Raw genomic sequence first — 3,417 nt, forward strand, 5'->3', positions numbered from 1 at the left:
GTGAGGGTGGCGAAGACGGCGGGGTGGGTGCGGACGTGCAGGTCTGTGCACACGCTCGGCACGCGTCAAGCCGGGCTTGCACCTCCGTCACCGGCCCGCTCTATCTCGCGACGGGTCGACGGCAGACGGGATGACGTCTGAGATTAATTATGCCTATGTGTCTTCGTTTGAGCGTGTGTACAGTAGTCCAACTACTACGATGTGTGCTCAACCGGAGGAAAAATGAGCATTGACACAATTTCGGCCCTGCTCAGTGCTGTCGGCACTGTCGCGGCGGTGGTAGTAGCACTTTTCCTCCCCGGATGGCAGCGGGCAAAGCTACGTCCGATAGTGACTCTTGAATTCGATCGAACGTCTGAGGACATCGCCGTTCACGAGAGCCCCCCTTGGGGTAGCGTCTGGATAAGACTCCGAGCTACTAACAGGCCAGGGCGAGAGACGGCAAGAAAAGTTCGTGTGATTGTCTCCAAAGTGGAGCCTGAGGAGGGATCCGTATTACCTGAGAACACACTTGCCCTTCGGGAACTCTCATGGTCGGAGGTCAGGACGGGAGAACTTGATCTTCCGGCTGGGATGCAGCGTCGAATAGACGTCGCTCATGTTGAAAAGAAGCGAGCGGCAAAGAGGAATTTGGTCACTCCTTGGCCGGATCTTGGCATGGGTTTGGCTGGGTGGCCTCAGCGTTATGATGGGCGCGATTATTTGGGGGAGGGGGCGTTTCGGATCAAGCTAACTGTCGCAGGCGAAAATTTGGATGCTTCTGAATGGGAGATACGCATCTCCTTCAAAAAGGTCGGCCTGTCCAACAAGTCATCGCTGGCGAGAATCCGGGACGCCATAGAAGTGTCTGATCCTGTACTTGTATCCAAAGAGACTTCACTACGCCGCCGCCGATGGCTTGCGGACGGCTAGATGTGGTCGAGATTGACACTTAATCGTCAGACTGAAGAGCAGGGCCTCTGACGCCTAATTGTCGATGGCGGAACTATCAGGGCACATCGGGGGCACATCAGCGCGAGAGCTGCTCAGAAACGCTGAGAACTGGCGAGATCTCAGCAGCAGGTCAAGCGGTATGTCCAGTACATCAGCCCAGTTCAAAGCGGGGCAGGCACAAGACCCGGCCTACAGGCCGACTCGTCACCCATCCGCTCGCCACGGCTCCGGCCGCCGGTGCGGGCGGTAGGTGTGCTCACCGTTTCGCCGCCGCCTTGGACGCGGCCCCGGAGAGCGCCTCCGCCATGAGGGCGCTGACGTGCTCGACCGCCTTGACCCCCGCCCCCATCGACCCGTGCCGCCGCGAGATGACGGCGATCAGGTACGTGTGGCCGCGATCCCGTACCCGCCCGATGCTGTTGACCGTCCAGCGGCCCCCGTCCCGCTCCCTGGGCAGCCAGCCGTTCTTGAGTGCCACGTCCGCCCCCTTGCGCCCGGCCGCGCTGACTCCCCACGACTGCTCCGGCGCGACGTCCCCCATGAGGCGCAGCACGTAACGGCGGTGCTGAGCGGAGAGCGGGCTGTCGGCGGAGGTGAGGGCGGTCAGCAGGCGGAGCTGGTCGGCGGCGCTGGTCGTGGTAGAGCCCCACGCGCCTCCAGGGCCGGGACGGGTGCTGCGCAGGCCGAGCTTGCTGTTGGCGGCGGCCAGACCGAAGGCCCCGCCGATCGCCGCCCACAGCGCGGACGCGGCGGCGTTGTCGCTGACCTTGATGGCCCGCGCGGCCGCGCGCCGCTCCCAGCCCGTCAGGCGGCGGTGCCGGCGCTGGGCCTGGAGCAGGAGCGCGACCACGATGTTCACCTTGACGATGCTCGCCGTGGCCGTCCTGAGCCCGCGGTTGTAGGAGAAGGACCGGCCGGTCGAAAGGTCGCGGATCGCCACAGCGAGCTGGCCGGGCACGTCGTCCAGGTAGCGGCTCAGCGCACGGGTCAGCGGCTTGCGATATGAGGGGCGCGGGAGGTTCGTCTTCCGCGGAGACGCCAATGAGGGCGATGGCGGTGGCGACGGGGGCCAGGCCGCGGCCACGGGGCTGGGGTCGACGGGCACGGGTACGGGCGGGACGCCGCTGGAGGTGAGCACCACCAGCGGCGCGATCGCGGCCACGAGAGCAGCCCGGAAGGACCGGCGGTGCTCCGGCGGCCCGGGATTCGCCGGCACGACCGGCCTACGCGAATGCGGACGGGTCAGACGACAGGGAATGCAAAGCCCGAAAACTCATGTCGGGCAGGATTCCGCCACAGCTGTTTCTGTGGTGTTAGCACGGCTCGAAGGTGAGGGACGGAGGCGATGATCCCGCTGTCCCGCTACCATCGGCGGCCCATCTCAGGGCGTAGCGTGAACAGCGAGGCGCCTCCGCCCCTCCGGCCCCTGGGAGTCGAGACCGGCGTCGCGAGGAGCGCCGTGGGCACCTGGAGAACCTCGCTGGCACCGCCGACACTAACCCTGCCCGCGCCGCCCGGTCTGCGGAGGATTACGCAGAACGAGCCGCCCAGGCGGACAGGATGGCGGCCTCCTTCTCCTGGGCCATCCCGTGCGTGGTCTTGGTGCCGAAGCGGCGCTGCTCCTCCGGGATCTCGCGCAGCCAGGCCCACGTGTCGCGCACGGTCTCGGCCACCGGCCGGGTACGCAGCCCGGCCGCCTCGGCCGCGCCCGTGGGGACGCTCCAGAAGTTCTCCGTCACTGCCGACGGCGGTCCGCCCCACAGCGGCAGCTCGACGAACGTCCCGGCCCCCTGCGCCACGAGGAAGTCGCTGTCCACCCACACGAACTCCGCGTCGGACCCGGTCACCTCCTTGCAGAGCCCGAGCCACTCGCCATAGGTGGCGTTGCCCGCGGGCCCCGTCACCATGAACCGCCCCGCCGTGCCGCGCTCGGCCTGGTCGAGCGAGAAGATCGCCACGTCGCGCGCGTCCACGAGCTGCATCGGCGCGTCCGGGTCACCGGGCGCGAGGACCTGCCCGCCACGGGAGATCCTGGTCAGCCACCACGGCAGCCTGGCGACGTCTTCGTGAGGTCCGAGGATCAGGCCCGGCTGGATGATCAGCGTGTTGCCGTCGAAGCCCCGCTCGACCGCCCGCTCACAACCCGCCTTCAGCACGCCGTAGCCGCCGTCGTCAGGCCCCGCGTCGGGCTCGCAGGGCCAGCTGGGGGCGCCCTCCTCGGCCGGCTGGGCCGGGAAGCCGTCGATGGCGGAGATGCTCGACACGAAGGTGTACGTGGCCGCGTGCCCCGACAGCGCCCGAACGGACTCGCCCACGACCTTCGGCACGAAGCCGGAGGTGTCGACCACGATGTCCCACGACCGGCCCTCGGTCAGCCGCGCAAGGTCGGCGCCGACCTCCCGGTCGCCGCGTACGGCCTCGACCCCGGGCAGGTCCGGCCCGCTCCGCCCCCTGTTGAACGTCGTGACCTCATGCCCCCGGGCC

Annotated in this window: 3 protein-coding genes; 1 reads left to right on the forward strand and 2 read right to left on the reverse strand. The window is 67.6% G+C overall.

Annotation, left to right across the window (positions count from 1 at the left end; all coding sequences use genetic code 11):
- Nucleotides 1-222 precede the first annotated feature (222 nt).
- The gene (locus tag ETD85_RS61005; RefSeq protein WP_138698891.1) at nucleotides 223-912 is read left to right on the forward strand and encodes a hypothetical protein; all 690 of its coding nucleotides are present in this window, start codon (nucleotides 223-225) and stop codon (nucleotides 910-912) included.
- A 277-nt stretch (nucleotides 913-1,189) separates the two neighbouring features.
- Here ETD85_RS61005 and ETD85_RS61010 read toward each other — a convergent pair whose 3' ends face one another.
- Both ETD85_RS61010 and ETD85_RS61015 read right to left on the reverse strand, forming a co-directional pair.
- Nucleotides 1,190-2,095, reverse strand: coding sequence for a serine hydrolase (locus ETD85_RS61010; RefSeq protein WP_170247483.1), 906 nt, complete (start codon nucleotides 2,093-2,095; stop codon nucleotides 1,190-1,192).
- Between the two features lie 367 nt (nucleotides 2,096-2,462).
- A partial coding sequence (locus ETD85_RS61015; protein ID WP_138698893.1) for a Rossmann-fold NAD(P)-binding domain-containing protein occupies nucleotides 2,463-3,417 on the reverse strand: 955 nt, incomplete at its 5' end.

Source organism: Nonomuraea zeae, assembly GCF_005889725.1.
GTDB classification, from domain to species: domain Bacteria; phylum Actinomycetota; class Actinomycetes; order Streptosporangiales; family Streptosporangiaceae; genus Nonomuraea; species Nonomuraea zeae.